At 59.7% G+C, this 20144-nt stretch carries 11 protein-coding genes; 3 read left to right on the top strand and 8 right to left on the bottom strand.

The annotated features are described in order from the left end of the window. Nucleotides 1-66 precede the first annotated feature (66 nt). The 3 genes from J0X19_RS16785 to J0X19_RS16775 all read left to right on the top strand — a co-directional run bounded on the left by J0X19_RS16785 (nucleotide 67) and on the right by J0X19_RS16775 (nucleotide 3564). Nucleotides 67-1005, top strand: a complete 939-nt coding sequence (locus tag J0X19_RS16785) for an alpha/beta hydrolase (protein WP_206985582.1) — start codon at nucleotides 67-69, stop codon at nucleotides 1003-1005. Between the two features lie 207 nt (nucleotides 1006-1212). Then, a complete protein-coding gene (locus J0X19_RS16780) occupies nucleotides 1213-1686 on the top strand; it encodes a phasin family protein (protein ID WP_206985581.1) in 474 nt (157 codons plus the stop codon). A 189-nt stretch (nucleotides 1687-1875) separates the two neighbouring features. After that, nucleotides 1876-3564: an ABC1 kinase family protein gene (locus tag J0X19_RS16775; RefSeq protein ID WP_206985580.1), complete on the top strand. Its 1689-nt coding sequence runs from the start codon at nucleotides 1876-1878 to the stop codon at nucleotides 3562-3564. Nucleotides 3565-3635: 71 nt separating this feature from the next. Here the strand turns inward: J0X19_RS16775 and J0X19_RS16770 are convergent, their stop codons facing one another. The 8 genes from J0X19_RS16770 to J0X19_RS16735 all read right to left on the bottom strand — a co-directional run bounded on the left by J0X19_RS16770 (nucleotide 3636) and on the right by J0X19_RS16735 (nucleotide 19608). Next, entirely contained in the window at nucleotides 3636-5108 is a 1473-nt protein-coding gene (locus J0X19_RS16770) for a glycoside hydrolase family 30 protein (RefSeq protein ID WP_206985579.1), read from the bottom strand. 79 nt (nucleotides 5109-5187) lie between these two features. Next, nucleotides 5188-7323, bottom strand: coding sequence for an RICIN domain-containing protein (locus J0X19_RS16765; protein ID WP_206985578.1), 2136 nt, complete (start codon nucleotides 7321-7323; stop codon nucleotides 5188-5190). A 152-nt stretch (nucleotides 7324-7475) separates the two neighbouring features. Continuing rightward, nucleotides 7476-8933 (bottom strand): glycoside hydrolase family 30 protein, encoded by a 1458-nt coding sequence (locus tag J0X19_RS16760; protein ID WP_206985577.1) that lies wholly within the window; start codon nucleotides 8931-8933, stop codon nucleotides 7476-7478. 40 nt (nucleotides 8934-8973) lie between these two features. Next, nucleotides 8974-10398 (bottom strand): glycoside hydrolase family 30 protein, encoded by a 1425-nt coding sequence (locus J0X19_RS16755; RefSeq protein WP_206985576.1) that lies wholly within the window; start codon nucleotides 10396-10398, stop codon nucleotides 8974-8976. 419 nt (nucleotides 10399-10817) lie between these two features. After that, nucleotides 10818-12296 carry a RagB/SusD family nutrient uptake outer membrane protein gene (locus J0X19_RS16750; protein WP_206985575.1) on the bottom strand — a complete coding sequence of 493 codons (1479 nt, stop codon included), beginning with the start codon at nucleotides 12294-12296 and terminating at the stop codon, nucleotides 10818-10820. Nucleotides 12297-12359: 63 nt separating this feature from the next. Then, nucleotides 12360-15578 (bottom strand): SusC/RagA family TonB-linked outer membrane protein, encoded by a 3219-nt coding sequence (locus tag J0X19_RS16745; protein WP_206985574.1) that lies wholly within the window; start codon nucleotides 15576-15578, stop codon nucleotides 12360-12362. Nucleotides 15579-15685: 107 nt separating this feature from the next. Continuing rightward, the gene (locus J0X19_RS16740) at nucleotides 15686-16516 is read right to left on the bottom strand and encodes a PfkB family carbohydrate kinase (RefSeq protein ID WP_206985573.1); all 831 of its coding nucleotides are present in this window, start codon (nucleotides 16514-16516) and stop codon (nucleotides 15686-15688) included. Between the two features lie 230 nt (nucleotides 16517-16746). Then, complete coding sequence (locus J0X19_RS16735; RefSeq protein ID WP_206985572.1) at nucleotides 16747-19608, bottom strand: hybrid sensor histidine kinase/response regulator transcription factor; 2862 nt, start codon at nucleotides 19606-19608, stop codon at nucleotides 16747-16749. Between the last annotated feature and the right edge of the window lie 536 nt (nucleotides 19609-20144).

Below are 20144 nucleotides of genomic sequence, written 5' to 3'. Positions count from 1 at the left end.
ATGCCCGTGGCGTACTGCCGCACCCCCGCTCCGTTTCCGCCCCAAGCTCCCACCTTACCCGTTCCAATGCCGTCTTCCCAGCATTTGCTGCTCAAGCAGTTCCTGACTGCCGCCACCGGCCCGCTGGCCCGTAGCCGGCCCCGGCTGCCCGCCATCCGATTTGCCGCCGAGGCGGCCGCGCTGTTTCAGTTTATGCCCTGGAATGTGTTTCTGGAGGACGCCGACGTGGATGGTATGCCCGCCGAGTGGCTCCGGCCCGCCGGCGCACCCACCAACCGGGTGTTGCTGTACCTGCACGGCGGCGGCTACGTTATTGGGTCTCTGAATACGCACCGCGCCTTGGTGGGGGCGCTGGCCGAGAGCTGCCAGCTGAACACGCTGGCCATCAACTACCGCAAAGCCCCCGAATACCCGTTTCCCGCCGCCCTCGAAGACGCCCGCCTGGCGTATGATTGGCTGCTCAACCAAGGCTATCAGGCCCACAACATCATGGTAGCCGGCGACTCGGCCGGGGGGGGGTTGGGGCTGGCGCTACTGCTGCAACTCCGCGACGCTGGCTATCCGCTGCCCGCCGCCGCCATCGGCCTTTCTCCCTGGATTGATTTGGCGCTGCCCACCGCCGCCGTGCAGCGGCAGGCCTGCCAAGAGGAAACCCGGGTGCTCGAAGCCCTCGAAATGCAAACCTGGGGTAGCCTCTACGCCGAAAGCACCTCCCAGGCGCACCCGCTGCTTTCACCCGTGCGAGGTAAGCTGCACGGCCTACCGCCGCTGCTGGTGCAAATATCCAATGCCGAAGTGCTGCACGACGACGTGGTGCGCTTCTGCCGGAAAGCCCGCGTGGCTGGCGTACCCGTTACGCTTCAGGTGTTCGATGGGCTGGTGCACTGGTGGCATTTGTTTTGGCGGTTCGTGCCGGAAGCCCGGCAGGCCCTCAACCAAGTAGGCGACTTCACGCGCAGTATTTGGGCTGTGCAGCAACCTAATTCGTCAGCCGAAGCAGCATAGCCACTATAGTAGCAGGTTGTTGTAAGGCGCTATAAGCATGCTATTTACTGTTAAAAACGCCTTGCTGAAGAATAATATATTCTTAGACTCAACTATATAGTTGGCTTTTCGTAGGTTTGTGAAAATTAGTCGGCTTGCATACTACTTGCCCGGCGCGCGAGGGCGCACTGCCGGTTTTTCTTCACTCTCTTTTAACCGTTCAGCTTTATGGAAGATTTGTTTAAAAAATTCGTCAACGCTGGCGTTGGCTTCGTGTCCCTGACCACCGACCGGGTGCAAAAAACCATCGACACCTTGGTGAAGGAAAGCAAACTTTCCGAGCAGGAAGGCGCCAAAATCATGGACGAGCTGAAGAAAAACGGCGAAACCAAGCGCAAGGAGTTGGAGAAGCAAGTGCAGGGCATTGCCGCCCGCGTGATGAAATCGGTAGGCGTAGCGCCCAACTCCGACGTGGAAGAACTGAAGCGCACCGTGAAAGGCAGCAGCAAATCAGCCGCGGCTCCCAAAGCCAGTGCCAAGCCTGCCGCCAAAACCCCAGCTGCTCCTAAAGCCGCTGCCAGCACTACCGGCAAAGCTGCCTCTACAACCAAGAAAGCCGCCGATAAAGCCAGCCCCGCTGCCAAAACGCAGAAGTCGGCGGGTGCTGCCAAAAAGCAAGAAACCAGCGCCGGCAACGCGTAAGTTGACGCTGCTAACTAGCACGAAAAACCCCGCCCGTATTCAACGAGCGGGGTTTTCTGTATAGCTTTCAATGGCGTCATCTCAACGCAGGAGCAAAGACGGCCGCGCGCTGTCGAAACCAACCTGGTTTACTTTCGTCTTGGCTGCTGAGGCCACGCAATCCGAATAATCTGCATAATCTGCGGCTGCATGTTTAAAAAGACGATTTCCAACCTGACCCGCATCCGGCAGGTAGCTGAGGTGCTGATTCGCTACGGCTTCGAGGATGCCGTAACCAGCACGCCTCTGCGGCGGCTGGTGCCCAAAAGCCGCCGGGTTTCGTGGCAGGAAGGTGAGCAGGCGGTATTTGAAACCACGCGCTGGCAGCGGATTCGGATGATAATTGAGGAACTGGGCCCCACGTTCATCAAGCTGGCGCAGGCCATGAGCAACCGCGCCGACCTGCTGCCCCAGCCCCTCATCGACGAGTTTGAGAAGCTGCAAAGCAACGTGCCGCCGTTTGATGTGCAGGAAGCCAAGGCTATTATCGAGCGGGAAATGGGTTGCCCGATCAACGAAGTGTTTTCCGAGTTCGATGAAGTGCCGTTGGGCTCGGCCAGCATCGGGCAGGTGCACCGGGCCCGGCTGCTGACCGGCGAGGAAGTGGTAGTGAAAGTGCAGCGCCCCGACGTGCAGGAAAAAGTGCGCTCCGACCTAGCCTTGCTGCACGAACTGGTGCGCCTGACCGGCAATTTCCTGCGCAAACAAGGCCTGAGCAACCCCCAAGACGTGGTGGACGCCTTCGAGCGGAGCATGACCAAGGAGCTGGATTACACCTCCGAAGCCCGCAGCATGGAGCAGTTCCGCACGCTCTACGCCAATTACGAAACCTTTTATATCCCGAAGCCCTACCGGGAGCTGAGCACCGCCCGCATTCTGGTAATCGAGTTTGTGAGCGGCTGCAAAATCACCGACAAGCCGCAGCTGCTGGAGTGGGGCCTGAGCCCGGAAACCGTGGCCGAAACCGGCATGGATATCTACCTGACCCAGATATTCGAGTTCGGGATGTTCCACGCCGACCCGCACCCCGGCAACGTGCTGGTGCGCCCCGACGGCACCTTGGTGCTCATCGACTTCGGGATGGTAGGCAAGCTCACCAAGCAGCAGAAATACGCCTTTGCCGGCGTGTTTATTGGCATGGCGCGGCAGGACGCGCGCGGCATGGCGTTGAGCTTCCGCCGCCTCGCTATTACGTCCGATATACCGGACATGCGGGCCTTCGAGGCGTCGTTGAGTGAGCTGATTGAGGATTTTGCCAGCCTCGACGTCAAGGACATGAGTATGTCGGACCTGGCGGATGCCTTGCAGAGTGTCATCTATAACTACAAGCTGCAAGTGCCCGGCGCGGTGTTTCTTATCCTGCGGGCCCTCGTGATTCTGGAAGGCATTGGCAAGGTGCTGCACCCGCGTTTCAACACCTTCGAGTTCGTGCGGCCATATGGCGCGCGCATTGTGGCCGAACAGTATTCCGCCGAAAACATCCTCAGCGAAGCCGAATACACCGGCACCCAGCTGCTGGCCCTCATCCAGACCCTGCCCGCCGACATTCGCCAAATCGTGCGCAAAATCAGCAAAGGCGACCTGCGGGTGCGCGTGGAGCTGAGCGGCTACCTGCTGCTGCTGCGCAAAGCCGACCAGCTGGTGAGCCGCGGCATTCTGGCGGCCATATCGGTGGCCATGATTCTGTTTGCGGGGATGAGCTTGCTGGGCCATTACCCGGCCGGCCAGATGCGCTACTACCGTGGCCTGCCCTTCGTGACGTGGTACAGCCTGGGCATTGCGGCGTTTCTGCTGCTGATTCTGTTTATCCTGGGTACCAAGCAGGAGCGGCGGGAGTAAATACTCCAGACAAGAAGGCCCCAGCCGTGGCCATGGCTGGGACCTCTGCGTGCAATACTATTAGCTCTGCCTTATTTCACCACCATCGTCATGATGGAGTGGGGCTTGCTGGTGGTTTGGGCGGCTTGGCCTTTCATCCAGAGCTGGAAGGGCTGCTCCTTGTCGGTGCTGTTCATGACCACTACGGCCACGCTGCCATCGGTATTGACGAAGGCCGTGGACTGGAGCACGTCGCGGGTGGTGGTGGTGGCTACGCGACGCGCACCGGGCCGGATGAACTTCGAGAAGTGGCCGATGTAATAGTAAGCGTTGGTGTAGAGCAGCTTGCCGCTGCGTGTGTCACCGATGATGGGGGCGTAGCAGAAGTTGCCGACGTGGTTGGGGCCACCGGTTTCGTCGAGCAGCACGTTCCAATCGGTCCAGGCGACGGTGCCGGCGTTGAAGTCGTTGATCATCGAGTGGCCGTACCGCTCGCCGAGTTTCCAGTCGGTGATGCCGTCGAACTGGAAGTTCTCCACGCAGCCTTCCGTAAATACCAGGTTTTTGTTGGGGTAGGTTTCGTGCACGCGGCGCAGGTTATCGAACTGCATGGCGCTGCCGGTCCAGGTTTCGTACCAGTGAAAGCCGATGCCCCAGTAGTACTTGCTGGCCTCGGGGTCGTCGAAGAGGGTAGCGGCCCGCTGAAAGAGCAGGTCGCGGTTGTGGTCCCAGCCGATGAGTTTCCGGTCACCGAGGCCGCCTTTTTTCAGGGTCGGCCCGAGGTAGCCTTTCACGAAGTCGCGCTCTTCTTCGGCGGTGAAAACGCACGACTCCCATTTCTGCACGGCCATGGGCTCGTTCTGCACTGTGAGGCCCCACACCGGAATGCCCTGCCGCTCGTATTCCTTGATGAACTTCACGTAGTAGTCAGCCCAGGTTTGGCGGAACTCGGGCAGCAGCTTGCCGCCTTTGAGCATGCTTTTGTTGTCCTTCATCCAGGCCGGGGGGCTCCAGGGGCTCACGTACATTGTGAGCTTGCCGCCGGCGGCCGCAATGGCCTGCTTGATGAACGGAATGCGGTACTGCTCGTCGTGCTTCACGCTGAAGGTTTTCAGCGCCTTATCGTTGTCGGCTACGTAGGTATAGCTGCCACTGGAGAAGTCGGTGCTGTGGATGCTGGTGCGGCCCAGCGTGTAGCCGATACCCTTGGTGGGGCTGTAGTACGCCTGCAAAAACTCCTGCTGCTGCGCTTTGGGCATCTTAGCGAAAGTTTCGGCGGCTGCATCGGTGAGGGCACCCCCAATACCGAGCAACGTTTGGAAGGTGTGCGTGGGGTCAACGAACACCGTGGGCTGAGTTTCCAAGGGCTGGGCCTGCGCCTGAAACGACAGCTTATCGGTGGGGGCAAGGCGTAGCTGCGTGTTGTCGGCGGTGGTGTACACCTGCACTTGCTTGCCAGCGGCAGAATACGTTTTAGTTGGCGCGGCCGGCTTGGGAGCTTGAGCTACCGCGGCACTTGCGCCAAGCGCCGACAGCAACAGAGAGGGCAGAAACTTTTTAAGCATACAAGAGGAATAGAGCGGAGACTTCCGCCTTGCGGCCCGCCAACCGAGGAAAATTGGCGGGCCGCCTGAAAAAAAGAAGTTAATGGGTGATGACGAGCTGGCGTTGCAACTGGCCTTCGGGCGAATCAATTCGGAGCATATATACCCCTGCCGTTAGTGCGGCTACGTTCAGCTGGAAGTGGTTGGAGCCGGCATGCACGGCGTTGGCGGGATGGGTAAGCACGGTTTTGCCTAGCATGTCCACCACGCGCACCTCAAGGCTGTGCGCCTGCTGGGCAGCGTAATCGAAAGCCACTTCCGACTGCGCCGGGTTGGGGTACACTTGCAGGCGAGTATCGGTTTGCGCAGTGGCGGTGGCAGACAGCGCCGTGCGGGCCGCGGCGCCTTGGTCGGAGAAGTACCAGCGCTGGTTGTTGCCACCGCCGTAAGCCCATTGCTGCACGGCGGCGCCGTCGGCGGTGGAGTTGTTTTGCACATCCAGGGCTTTGCCACTGTACTTGCTGATGATGCGATAAGTACCGTCGCCGTTGCTAATTACCTGCCAGTACTGGCTGTCCTGGGTCAGCCAATCCCACTGGTGTACCAGGGCACCATCGGCAGTGGAAGGCCCCGCTATATCCAAGGACTTGTTGCTGTTCAGGTTCACGATGCGCACGTAGCCGCCGCCGGCATCTACCAGCTTCCATTTCTGGTTGGCGGCGCCTACCCAGCCCCATTGCTGCACCCGGCCACCGTTGGCCTGCGAGCTAGCGGATACTTCGAGGGCCTTGCCGCCGTTTTTAGAGCTGATTTCGTAGATGCGCCCGATAACCGGGCCGCTGGGCGTGCTGCCAGTAGTGCCGTAGTAATTGCCGCCGCCGGGGTAGTTCACGATGCCGTTCTGATTGGGCGAAACGGCTGCCACCGTGGAGTTAGGCACGCAGTTGGCAAACAGAATGTTGTTGAGCACCTGGTTCAGGCCCGCCGTGCCATCTACAATGTAGGGCGGGTTGATGTGCATGAAAGCCGCGTTGTTCTGGTTTTCAAAACGCTTATAGGTCCAGTGGCACCAGCCGATGCCCACCGAGTTGAGGCTACGGGCTGCGTCGCGCATCCAGGTGTCGGTGTTTTCGCCGGTTTCGCCCACCCAGATGGGCACGTTGTTGTCGGTGCGGAAGCGGGTGAGGTTGCCGATGGTGCGCAGGTTGTTGGGGTTGCCACCGTCCACGCTGTTCACGTTGTTATCGAGCAGGTACCCGTTGCCGCTGTAGCGGTGCGAGTTGTAAACCAGGTTGGCGTTGTTGGTGAAGGTGCGCTTCTCCATGTAGTTGTAGTCGTTGCCCCAGCCATTGCCCTCAATCATCAGCAAGTGGTTGTCGCCCTGGGCCCGCACCGTGTTAATCAGCCGCTGAAACACGTCGTGAATCTGCTGGTTGCTGGGTACGTTGTTGGGCTCATTGATGAGGTCGTACATGGCAATGCGCGCATCGTTGCGGTAGCGCTGGGCAATGGTGGCCCACAGCCGGTCGGTGATGTTCTGGTACACCGGCTTGTTCCAGAAGTCCAGCCGCGTGAGGGCGTCGGCAATATTGGCGTCGGTGCCTTGCGAGCCGGGGGCGGCGTGCAAGTCCAGCACCACGTACATCTGGTTGGCGGCGGCCCAGGCCAGCGTATTGTCAATCATGCGCCAGGCTTCCATGTTGGCCGCGTCGTTGAACAGCTGGTTGTTGTTGTACCAGTTGGTGAGCGAGCTGACGTAGGAATCGTAGCTGACGGTGCCGCGGATTACGCTGTTGCGCACGGCCCGTTGGGCGGGCGTCAGAAACAGGTCGTAATGCAAAGGCAGCCGCACGCAGTTGAAGCCCTTGGAGGCAATGTAGTCGAGGTCGGGTTTCTGAATGAAGTTGTTGCGGTAGTTCTGGTAGAAGGTTTCCACCGCCGCGTCGCTCATACCGAAGTTGTAGAGCGTTTTCTTGACGCTGCCCTGCGTGGCCTTGCCATCGAGGCCCGGCCAGCCCGGCTTTACAATGTAGCCTTCCTGCACGGCCCAGCCGCCCAGGTTCATGCCGTTCAGGATAACCTCCTGGTTGCTGGCATTTACAATGCGGCCGCCATCGGCCCGTAAAAAACTTTGCGCTGCCGCCTGGTCCTGCTGGCCAAGGCTAAGGCCGGCCGCCAGGGTCAGCGTGGTGCATAGCCGCCGCGCTATGCCTGAGAGAGTGAAGGTTGTGGTCATGGTGGGATTGGGGTTGGTTGGTGGAAAGAAACTTCGGGAAGGAAACTTCAGATAACAGCGCGGCGAACAGGTGTTGGGCAAGCAGAAGCAGAGCGAGCTATATAGGCAATGGGCTAAGCGTGAAGACAATAGAAAAAAATCGGGTAGGTGCCTTACCAGACGTAGGTGCCCACGGCGCCAGCTTCCAGCAGGGAGGTAATTACCTTGCCGCGGTACTGGATATCAAAGGTTTGGGCCGTGGCTCCGGCGTTGAGCACTACCACCACCTTCTTGCCATCGGGCGTTTTGAAGGCCACGTTTTGCAGGTTGCCGGGCACGTTGCTGCCAATGCGCACCGAGCCGGGCCGTACAAACTTGGCCGCGTGGGCCACCGTGTAGTAGGCCGTGTTGCGCGTCACGGAGTTGCCGGAAATGGTGAGGGCGCCCAGGCAGGTGCTGCACCCGCCGCTGGTGTGCGGACCGTAGTTCTGGTCGGCGGCCAGGTTCCACTCCAGCACGTTGCGGCTCCAGTTGCGGGTAGCCCCAATAATAAGGTTGTTGGTGTGCCAGTTCAGGTCGCCGGCGAAGTTGCCGGGGCCGCCAATCCACTGCTCGGTGAAGTACACGTTCTTGCTCGGGAAGGCATCGTGCACCGCACTCATGGCCGAAATATTGCCGGCGTAGAGGTGGAATGCCGAGCCATCTACGTACTGGCTGGCCTGGTTGTCGCGCAGCACCGTGAGCGGGTACTCGGGCACGTCGAGGTTGTGGTCGTAGAGGATGATTTTGGTGGTCAGCCCCGCCGCCTGCAACGCCGGCCCCACGTTGTTCTTGATGAACGTGGCCTGTTCGGTGGCCGTCATCAGCATGCTAGGGTTGTTGTTGGGGTTGAGTGGTTCGTTTTGCAGCGTCACCGCGTCCACCCGAATGCCCTCGGCCTGCATGGCTTGCAGGTATTTCACGAAGTATTGCGCATACGCGGCGTAGTATTCCGGTTTCAAGGAGCCACCGATGTAGCTATTGTTGGTTTTCATCCAAGTCGGCGCCGTCCAGGGGGAGCCCAGGATTTTGATGTTGGGGTTGATAGCCAGGATTTCCTTGAGCACCGGTACCAGGTTCACCTTATCGGGCGCAATGCTGAATTGGGCCAGCGTGGGGTCGGGCTGGGCGGTGTCGTCGTAGGTGAACACGCTGGCGTCCAGGTCGGAAGCCCCAATGCTGATGCGCAGGTAGCTGGTGCCGATGTTGCTGGCGTCGGTGGCGAATAGCTCCCGCAGCAGCGCGGTCCGGTCAGTGGCGGCCATCTGGTTGAGGAGTTGGGCGCTGCCACCGGTCAGGGTGTAGCCGAAGCCGTCGATGGTCTGGTAGGTTTGGGTGGTATCGACGCTGATGGTCGGATTCTGACCCACAGCCGTTTTGAAGTTCAACGCCAAGGTGCTCTTGCTGAACAGCGAGGACCGGTTGGCCGTGGTCAGCCACAACGCCACTTGCGACGGGCCCGCGGGCTCCACCGGCGGCGGGGGCGGTGGGGGAGTGGGATCGGGCGAGTTTTTGTCGCCGCAGCCCACAACGGCACCCCCTAGCACCAGGGCTAGCGCAAAACGGGCAACTACAGAATCCAAGTTTTTCATAGCGCAAGAGCAATAAGAAAAGAGTGAAATGGGCCAGCAGCTACCACACGTAGGTGCCCACGGCGCCCGGCTTCAGCGCCGACGTCAGGAGCTTGCCTTGGTAGCGCAGGCTGAAGGTTTGGGGCGTGGCGGCGTTGTTCTGCACAATCACCACTTTCTGCCCGTTAGGCGCTTTGAAGGCCACGTTGGGCAGCGTTTTGGAAGGGGTAGACTGAATGCGCACCGAGCCGGGCCGGGCAAACTTGCTGGCGTGCGCAATGATGTAGTAAGCATCTTCGCGGGTCACGGAATTGCCATCGAGCGTGAGGGCGCCGCGGCACTCGGTGCAGCCGCCCGGCGTGTGCGGGTTTTGCTGTGGATCAGCGGCCAGGTTCCACTCCAGCACCGTGCGCGCCCAGTTGCGGGTAGCCCCGATGATGAGCGTGCGCACGTGCCAGGGCAGGTTGTCGGCGAAGCTGCTTTTCGAGCCCACCCATTGCTCAGTGAAGTAGATGTTCTTGTCGGGGTAGGCGTCGTGCACCTTGCTCAGGGTATCGATGGGGCCGGCGTAGAGGTGGAACGCCGAGCCATCCACGTACTTGCGGGCTTCGGGGTCGTGGAGGATGGTGAGCGGATAATCGGGCCGGTCGGCGTTGTGGTCGTACACAATGATTTTCGTATCTAGCTTCGCCGCCTTAAACGAGGGGCCGAGGTTTTTCTTCACGAATTCGGCCTGCTGCTCGGCCAGCATGAGCAGGCTGGGGTTGTTGCCGGGGTGCAGCGGCTCGTTTTGCACCGTCACGGCATCAATGCGGATGCCCTGCGCCTTCATGCCCTGGATGTACTTCACGAAGTAGCGGGCGTAGGCATCATAAAACTCCGGCTTCAGGGACCCGCCTTTCGAGCTGTTGTTGGTTTTCATCCAGGTTGGTGGCGACCAGGGCGAACCGAGAATCTTGATGCGCGGGTTGATGGCCAGGATTTCCTTGAGTACCGGAATCAGGTGCGCCTGGTCGGGGGCGAGGCTGAACTTGGCCAGCGTAGGGTCGGTCTGGCCTTCGGGCAGGTCGTCGTAGCTGAACACCTTGGCATCGAGGTCCGAGGCCCCAATGCTCAGGCGCAGGTAGCTTACCCCAATATTGTTGCCATCGGTGGCGAACAGCTCGTGCAGTAAAGCTTGGCGCTCCTTGGCACCCATGCGGTGCAGCAGCTCCGCGCTGCCGCCGGTCAGGCAGTAGCCAAACCCATCAATGGTCTGGAAGGTCTGTTTCTCGTCGATATCAATAACCGGCGTACCAGTTTGCGGAGCCGCCGTGCTCCAGGCCGGAGCGGTTTGCGCCTTAAACAGCACCGATTTATCGGGGTTGGTCAGCCAGAACGCCGCCGCGCCTTTGGCCTGGTTGGCAGGCTTCTTTTGGCCCGCTGCGCCCAAGCTCAGGGCAAGTAGCAGCGCCAGCGAAAGGGTGGATTTGGAAAGGAAAGTCATGCAAAGGGTGGAAAGGAAAAGCCAACCGGCAACCAGCTTATAGCCACTGCTACAAGCAAAGCAACCCAGGAAAGAAGAGGGCAAGTGGAAGCGCCATTAAAACGCACCGCACGGCAAGAGAAAGCGCCGAAGTGCAAAGCCAAACGGTCAATCCGTAGGCAGAAGTCAATCAAATATATCAGCGCGGCACAGCGGAAAACAAGCCTTGCAAGTGGCCCTTTACGCTCGTGCGGCTGGCCCTATACGCTTACCACACACCGGGTAAAGCGTATTTGTTGGTGGGCTTGCCAACCAATCGGCGCCGACATAAAAAGCACTACGGTTAAGAAACAACCGGAAACTTCCAAACCGTAGCCGGGCAACTTGTGCCGCGGAAGGCTCCGGCAGCCACGCGGCCACCGGAGCGCTGTGCAAAGCGGTTAATAGCCGGGGTTCTGCGTTACCTGCGGGTTGTTGTTCAACTCGTTAAGCGGAATCGGGAACAGCAGGTAGTTTACGTCGGCCGTGGGGCGCTTTTGGCGGATAATGTCCAGCGCCGTAGTGGCGTGGTCGGCGGTAGGGTCGGCTTGCTCGTGGCGGGCGTAGCGCAGCAGGTCGTACCACCGCTCCCCCTCGAAGGCCAGTTCCAGCCGGCGCTGCCGGTCGATTTCCTGGCGCATGGCCTGCTTGCTGGCGTACTGCGGCGAGGCAGCCGTGAGAGCAGCCAGGCCCGCGCGCTGCCGAATGGCGTTCAGGCGGCTGAGCACGTCAGCGCTGGGGCCGCTTTGCTCGTTGGCCGCTTCGGCGTAGTTCAAATACACCTCGCCCAAGCGTAGCACGTAGGTGTTGTCGGGCGAGTTGAAGCTGTTGGGGCTGCCGGGCCATTTGTACACGAAGGGGCCATCGTCGTTGCCGGTGCCCCGCCCGCCGTCCACGTAGCTGCCATGGTCGCGGCCGGCATTGGTGGTGCCTTGGTAGCTCCAGCGCCGGTCATTTATGGTGTCTACTACGGCTGTCAGGTCGGTGGATTGGGCCGTGGCCGCTGGCCGGAACAGCGTTGGAATGTTGAATTTCGGAAAGGAATACGTAGCCGGTGGCGAAGGCAGCAGCAAGTCGGGTAGGATGTTGTTGCCATCGGCCGAGCCTGAGTTTTGCACCTCGAATATCGACTCCGCTTTGTTGTCGGCCGGGAACAGGCTCTTGAAGCTGGTAGCCAGCGTAGCCCCGCCAGCCAGAGCCTTAGCGGCTGCCGCCTGGGCCAGGCTCCACTGCCGCTGATACAGATACACTCGGGACAGCAGTGCATTAACGGCTCTCTGCGTAACCCGTGTGGAATTGGAAGTGGCTACTAATGGCTCAGCCGTAGTTAAGTCTAGCACCACTTGGTTGTATACGTCGTCGGCCGTAGCGCGAGGCAGATTCAGCACTTCCGCCGACGCATTTTCAGTAGGCTCCAGGCGCAAGGGTACACCACCGTAGAGTTTCACTAGGTTGAAGAAATGCAAGGCTCGTAAGAAGCGCGCCTCGCCCAGAATCTGGTTGCGGCGCGCTTCCGGCATAGCAATAGCCGGCACATACTTCAGCACCGCGTTGGCCCGGTTGATGCCAATGTAAGAGTCGCGGTACACGTTGTATACCTGGCTGGTCGAGGAATTCCAGGTGATATTTTCCAGATTAATAACGTCACCGTTGGCACTAGTGCAGTTGTCAGAGGGCATTTCGCCCACTACTACCAAATCCTGGCTGTAGAGGCCGGTGCCTTGCAAAGCGTCGTAAGCGGCCGTCAGGCCTGCTTCAGCATCATCGGCCGACTTAAAAAAATTCTCGGGGGCAATTGAGGAAAGGGGCTGTTTGTCCAGGATGTCGCAACCCGACATCATAAGGGACAGCGCGAAAACAGGAATGAATATCTTTTTCATGGGGAAAGTAAGAAGGGAGTGGACCGGGGAGCCGACAAGCGGCCAACTCCCCGCCGAAATCGGTTAGAAAGTGGCGTTCAGACCCACGGTGTAGGTGCGTGACTGCGGGTACACCCCGAAGTCGCGGCCGAAACCGGTGTTGGAGAAAGGATCGGCACTCACTTCCGGGTCGTAGCCCGAGTAGTCGGTCCAGGTGATTAAGTTCTGGCCGGTTACATATACCCGCAGCGCACTGACTTTAGCTTTCTGGGTGAGGGTACCCGGAATGTTGTACGCCAGGGTGAGGTTTTTCAAGCGCACGTAGGTGCCATCTTCCAAGAAGCGGTTCGAAAACCGGTTGTTCTGGTTGGGGTCGTTACGGACGGCGCGCGGAACGTCGGTGTCGCGGTTGTTAGGCGTCCAGCGTTCCAGCACGCGGGTGGTCTGGTTCAGCGGGTCCGACATGCCTTCCAGCGTCTGGCGGTTCTGGTTGTAGATGTCGTTGCCGAAACTGCCCTGGAAGAACACGCTCAGCTCCAGTCCTTTGTAGGTGAAGTTGTTGGTGACACCCGCAATAGATTTCGGGTTGGGATTACCAATGATGGTCCGGTCCCGGTCATTGATCTGGCCGTCGCCATTCAGGTCTCGGAACCGAATATCGCCAGGGGCAGCATTGGGCTGGGTAGCGGAGGCTCTAACCTCGTCCTGGCTCTGAAAGATACCATCGGTTACGTAACCGTAGAACGAGCCCAGCGGGGCGCCTACCTGCGTAATGCGCGAGCCATCAATGATTGTGCGTGGTACGCCTACGCCCTGGTCATTAACGATGGTCCCCAGGTCGGTTACTTTGTTGCGGTTGAGGGTGAAATTCAGGTTGGTGGTCCAGCCGAAACCGTTGTCCTGCGCCTGCACATTGGTTGTAACGAGACCCAGCTCCACCCCTTTGTTTTCGATGTTCCCAACGTTCTGAATAATGCTCAGGTCTTGGGAACCCGTGCTGAGTGGAATTGGCACGTTAGTCAGTACATCAGACGTCTTTTTCAAGTACACATCCGCCGTGAAAGTCAAGCGGTTTTCAAACATGCCCAAATCCAGACCGCCATTGTACTGGTAAGTGGTTTCCCATTTTACATCTTGGTTGCCAATGACATTTGGGCCAATGCCGCCCAAAATGCTGCCGCCATTCTGATAGTTGTAGCCGGTGGCATACTGTGAGTAACGGGCATAAGTGTAGATTTCCTGGTTGCCAGTGGCGCCTACGCTGGCCCGCAGCTTCAGGTCGGAGAGGGCGGCAGCTTGTGGGAAGAACGATTCTTCGGAAATGCGCCAGCCCAACCCCAGAGCCGGGAAGTAGCCGATTTTATTGTCGTTGGAGAAACGGCTGCTGCCATCGGCCCGTACGCTCAGGGTTGCTAGGTACCGCCGGTCGTAGTTGTAAATAGCGCGGGCGAAGTAGCTCACCAAGCCCCACTGATCCTGGAAACTGCTGGGTTTATTGAACTGCGACACGGCCACCAGATACGGTACCGCGTTGGACGGGTAGCCCCGGCCACTGGCCGACGACGTCACCCGGTCGTACTCCTGCATCGACTGGCCGGCCAGCAGCGTCAGGTCGTGCTTTTCGCCCAAGGTGGGGTGGTAAGTCAGGGTGTTCTCCCACAGCCAAGTTACCTGCTGGTTGTTGCCGGTACGGCCGCTGCCGCGAGTAGCAGGGTCGGCGTTTGAGGTGCCCGGATAGTCGCGGGTGATAAATTCGTTTTCGTTCTGGGTCCGGAAGTCAATCCCCAGCGAGCTACGCAGCGTTAGATTGCTGATGATATCCAGCTCGCCGTACACGTTGCCAATGGCTTGGTAGATATTGGCGATGTTGCTCGTTTCTAGCAGGTTGCCTACTGGGTTGTCGAAGGCCTGAAACGGATTGACTCCGTAGGCACCCGTAGACGTCCGCACCGGAATGGTTGGAATTTGAGCCAGGGCACCCAACACCGTGCCCGAATTGCCCGCGCCCAACTCCGAGCGGACCGAGCCATTGGTACTGGTGCGGCTCAGGTTCAGGTTGGTACCGGTCCGGAAGCGTTGGCCGAGCTTCTGATCCACGTTGATCTTGAAGTTATACCGGTCGAAGCCCGAATTCAGGCTAATGCCGTCCTGCTTGAAAAAGCCACCCGAAACGTAGTAGCGCGTCAGTTCGGTGGCGCCACTGAGGTTGAGCTGATAGCTCTGAATGGCTGCCGTCCGGTAGATTTCGTCCTGCCAGTCGGTGTCGAAAGGTAAGTTGTCGAGCTGTGTGCTAGAGAAGGCTGGGGTGCCGCCTGCGTTGGCGAGGGCTTCGTTGTAGTACTCGGCAAACTGCCGGGAGTTGAGCAGGTCAATCTTTTTGCGGAGTGTCTGCTTGCCATAGTACACGCTCAGACCAACCTGCGGCTTGCCCAGTTTCCCCTTTTTCGTGGTAATAACTACTACCCCGTTGGTGGCGCGCAACCCGTAAATAGCCGCGGCGGCACCATCTTTCAGTACGTCGATGCTTTCAATATCGGCTGGGTTCAGAGCGTTCAGCGGGTTGGGCCGCTGCCCACCTACAGCCAGCTCCTGGTCGTACGCTGGTAACACCGGTACGCCGTCAATTACATACAGTGGAGAACCGTTAAGATTAACGGAAGCATTGCCGCGAATCCGCACGTTGATGCCCGCGCCGGGCGCACCAGTCGGCGACGTTACCTGCACGCCGGGGGCCTGGCCCTGCAATGCCTGGTCGAAACCAGCTACGGGTTGGCGCGCCAGTTGCTGCGCCCCCACCGACGTAACCGAAGTAGTCAGTTCCTGGCGGCTCTGAGAGCCGTACCCTACCACCACTACCTCGTCCAGGGCCTGCGTATCCTCGCTCAGTGTGGTAGCGGCAACCTGTGTTGGCTGGCCTTCTACCACCGTAATGGCTACGCGCTTGGTGGTGAAGCCAACCGACGAAACAACCAATGTGTGCGGACCAGCTGGTACGTTCGGGATGGTGAAATTACCGCTGGCATCGGTAGCTGATCCGAGGGTGGTACCATCTACGACCACCGTCACGCCTGGCAGGCCTTCGCCCTTGGCATCTACAATGCGGCCACTAACGGGGCTGTCAACTAAAAAGGCGTTGAACGAGTTGTTGGCGGCTGCGGTGGGGCTGTTGGGCAGAAGAGGGGCAGACTTGGCAACCGGGTGCGCCAGCGCGGCTCCCGAAAGCAAGATGCTGCCAACTGCCGGAGTCAGCACCAGCCGTCGGAGGGGCCGGGAGCCGTGAGGGAATTGTAGTGAAAACGGCATGGGTAAAGTGGGTTAATGTGAAATGAGAGCAGGCAACTATGGGCAAGCAATACCACCGTGCCACGCTGTAATGGAGAATGCCAGCGTGGTAGGCAGCAAATGGAGTGTCAGGGTGTTAGGGAGTGGATACTGGTGGGGGTGAGGGGAGGGGCAATGCTGGCCCCAGTGGCAACTGCGGCCGCAGTTTGGCAGGCCGCCCGCAAGGCCTCGGCTGGGTTATCGGTGGGCCAGGTAGCTAGCAGAGCCGCCAGAAAAGCGTCGCTGCTACCCAGCGTGTCGGGCGTTGCGGTTGGGAAAGCCGGTTGCTCCAGCAGCTGATTATTGTACCAGAGGCTAGCACCGGCGGCCCCTTTCGTGACGCACACGGCTTGCAGCTTGAAGTGCGCGGCCAGCCAGGGCAGGGCGGTAGCTTCGGTGGCGGGTTGCCGTAGCCAACCCATTATTTCCACCAGTTCCTGTTGGTTCAGCTTCACCAAATCGGCTTGCCGCAGCAGGTACTTCACCACGGTACGGGAGTAGTGCGGCGGCCGCAGCTTCACGTCGAACACCTTGAAAGGGGCCACCTGCAACAGCCGATACAGCGTCTCGCGAGAGGTAGCACTACGAGCCGCCAGCGAGCCGTACACCAGCATACGTGACCCGGCCACTGTCGCCCGAAGTTGGTCGGTATGCTGAAGGTAGTCCCAGGCCACGGGCTCCACCACTTTGTAGATTTTGCGGCCTTGGCTCAGGTTCACTTTCACCATGCCGGTAAGGTGGCTGGCGCTGTGCTGTACTAGCTGGCTGTCGAGGCCGTGGCCTGCTAGTACGGCTAGTAGCTCCTGACCCAGCTCATCGTCGCCGACGCGGCTGACCAGTTGAGTTGCTTGCCCCAACTGTTGCAGCTGCACGGCCACGTGAAAGGGCGCGCCACCGGGCTGCCGACCGGTCGGTAGCATGTCCCAGAGGAATTCCCCGATGCAAATGATAGGCGCTGAGCAGGTCATGGCTGGTGGCGGTTTCTACAAAATTCCGCAGCCAGCTTGCCAAGTACTTACTGATTTATTTCAACCGCCGTGCTGCAACGAACACGAAGGATAAGTAGTTGATTGTCAAGTAATATAAAAATAAAAAACCGGATCTAAATAAGATTCGGTTTCACTTTTCTTACACGGCTTATGGTATTGTTTCAGTGGTGCGGCGTGATGTGCAAAGCCCGGAACTCGGACGGCGAAATCTGGTAGCGGGCCTTGAAGCTGGTAGAGAAATAAGAGGGCGACGAGAAGCCCAGTTCATACGCCACATCGGCAATGGTGAGGCTGTCGTCGAGCAGCATTTCGCGGGCTTTGGTGAGGCGCAAGCTCTGGATGAAGTCGGTGACGCCGGTGCCGAGTACGGCCTTCACCTTGCGGTAGAGCTGCATGCGCGAGATGCCCAAACTGCGGGCAATGTCCTCCACGTTGAGGTCGGTTTTGGTGAGGTTGGCTTCGATGATGGCCGTGAGGTCGGCCAGGAATTTCTGGTCGGGATTGGTGGTAGCTACGGTGGCGGCATCCACGGCCAGCTCACGCCGGAAATGCTCGCGCTGCTTGGCCCGGTTGGCCAGCAAGGTGCGCACACTTTCCAGCAGAAAGGTGGGGTTGAAGGGCTTGGTCAGGTAGAGGTCGGCCCCGGCCTGCACGCCTTCCACTTGCTGCTCCGGGGCGTTGCGGGCCGTGAGCAGTACCACCGGAATGTGGGAGGTGCGCCAGTCGTCTTTGAGCTGGGCCACCACTTCCAGCCCGGTCAGGCCCGGCATCATCACGTCGCACACTATCAGGTCCGGAATCAGGTCGGTGGCCATACGGAAGCCGGTGTGGCCGTCGGTGGCGGTTTCCACCCGAAAATCCGACCGAAACTTGCGGGCCAGAAAGTCGTTGACTTCGGCATTGTCCTCGATTACCAGCACCAGCGTCTCAGAACCGGTATCGGAGCTAACGGCGGTGTTGTTAGGCGTATCCAGCTCGAAATCAACGGCAATAGGGTCGGGTTCATCCACCATGAAGCTGGGAGCAGGGGCCAGCTCGGTGGAGCGCAACTCTTCCGATACTTCGCGCGGCAGCGTCACCACGAACGTGGTGCCGTGGCCCGGTTGGCTGCTGAACGTGAGCTGCCCCTGATGCAGGCGCGCCAAGCCCTGAGCCAGCGCCAGGCCCATGCCGGAGCCTTTGGCTACGGCGCCCTGGTCGCCCTGGTAAAACCACTCGAAAATGTGCGCCCGGTCCTGCTCACTGATGCCCTGGCCGGTATCGGCAATGCTCACGCGCAGGGTGCGGCCGTGGTCGGCGGGTTGCAGGCTGACGGTAATCTGGCCTTGGTCGGGGGTGAATTTCAGGGCGTTACTCAGCAAGTTGAAAAACACCTTGTCGAGAATGTTGCCGTCGAACCACGCCGTAAGTACTGGCTCGGCGGCCACAAACCGTAGCTGAATGCCCCGTAGCTGCGCCGGCTTCTCGAAGGCGTCCACAATTTCGCGCACGAAGGCTAACAGGTTGCCCTCAGTGGCCCGCACTGCCATTTTACCGACTTCAATTTTGCGGAAATCGAGGAGCTGATTCACTAACTGCAACAGCCGCTGGGTGTTACGGCGTACCAGCTTCAAATCCTGACTTTGGGCGGCGGTGAGGTCGGGGCTGCTGGTGAGCAGCTCTTCCACTGGCCCCATGATGAGGGTGAGCGGGGTGCGCAGCTCGTGCGAGAAGTTGGTGAAGAAGCGCAGCTTGGCCTCGGTATCGGCGCGCGACTGTTCGGCTAGCTTCTCCAGTTGATTGCGCTGCGAACTGATTTCCTCGTTCTGGGCTACCAGCTGCCGGTTGATTTTGTCGTTTTCCGCGTTTTGGGCTACCAGCTGGCGGTTAATCTTGTCGTTTTCCGCGTTTTGGAGGGCTAGCTGGTGATTGATGCGGCGGTTGATACGCGCCGAATTCCAGGCCAGGCCGCCGAGCACCACAGCGCCGAGCAGCGTGGCCAGCAAGCCGTAGAGGACGGTTTGCTGGCTGGCGTAGGTGGCCCGCAGGCGCTGCAACAAGCTCTGCTGCCGCTCGATGTCGTGCTGCTGGCTTACCATCTTCTCGGTTTGCTGCTGCATGGTTAGCACATTGGTCGAGTCAATAACCAAGGTGCCGAGGGTACTTTCGCGGTTATAGGGCTGGCGGTTCAGGATTTTCAGCGCCGTTCGGATGGCTTCTTCGCCGCCCGGCGAGTACAGCACCGAGGCATCAAGCACGTTGCGCTGCACCAAATCAATGCCTTCACCCTGGCCCGACAACCCATCGACCCCAATCACGCGCACCCGCCCGCTAATACCCAGCTGCTGGCAGACTTCGCGGGCACCGCGGCCCATGGCGTCGTTGTGCGCAAACACCAGGGATACTTCGGGGTGCGCTTGCAGCAGTTTGGTGAGGGCCGGCTTCAAGGTTTTTTCCTTCCAGTCGCCGGTTACCTGGCCCACTAAGTGCAGCCCCGGATACGCAACCAACCCCCGCACGAAGCCCTGGTGCCGCTCGGCGGTGGCCGATGAGCCGGGCGTACCCAGAATTTCCACCACATTGCCGTGCTGCTGCAACAGCCGCGCGGCGTAGCGGGCCGCTGTTTGGCCCACTTCCACGTTGTTGCCGCCCACGTAGGCCGAGTAGTTCGGCGAGGTGGTGCGCCGGTCGAGCAATACCACCGGAACCCCTTGCTTATACGCTTCTTCCACGGCGGGCGTCACGGGGCCGGCTTCGTACGGCGACACAATCAGCAGGTCGAGGCCGCCGCGCACCAGCTCCCGAATCTGCTCCTGCTGCACCTGGCTGTTGTCGTGGGCATCAGTAATGCGGAACTGCACTTCGGGGTGGAAGCTCAGCTCCCGTTCCATGCCGGACTGCATGGCCTGGCGCCAGGGCCCGGAGGTGCTGCACTGCGAGAATCCAATGCGGTACACCGGCGCTTTAGGGGGCTGCGCACAGCCTGCCAGCAGTGCCAATACTGGCACCAGCAGCAGGCGGGTGATAGTATGAAAGGAAGTCAATTCAGTAAACGCTTGGTGGTAGCTCCTGCGGAATGGAGCCGGTGTTGCATGTTCAAAGATACCACAACTTCGCACCGGGCGTCAAGGGTACGCTTCTGCTTCCAAGGGACTACCATGCAAGGCTCTATGGCAGCAATAGTGCTAGTGAAAACCGGTAGAATTCCAGGCAGGTAAGAAATTCGCTTCCCCAACAACAGAAAGGTTTGTAGTATTGTGCGCCGGAAACAACAAATGCAGCCGTTGCTGCGCTATACAGTTTCGTTGGCGGCGCCGTGCTTGCACCTGGTTGGTGCGGGGGCCGCGCCTACTACGCTCCATTAGCGCCCACCAGGGCCCGGAGGCTCCCCCTCGCACTTCCACAACGCGGCTGAATCGGCTGCTCCTAACCATAATCTGCCGTTAAAGGCCTTGTCTGTCAGGCGTATGCTGCCGCGCCGGCTGTACTGGCTTGTTGCGGGCTGCGGCTGTTATTGCTGAGTTGCCCTAGGTGCCGGCGTTGTGAGAATGTTTTGTTGCCCGCTGCTCGACCTGCTTTA

This window comes from Hymenobacter telluris (assembly GCF_017313265.1).
Taxonomy (GTDB): domain Bacteria; phylum Bacteroidota; class Bacteroidia; order Cytophagales; family Hymenobacteraceae; genus Hymenobacter; species Hymenobacter telluris.
Note: the sequence above shows the minus strand (reverse complement) of the source record. Positions and strands in the feature narration are given on the sequence as shown.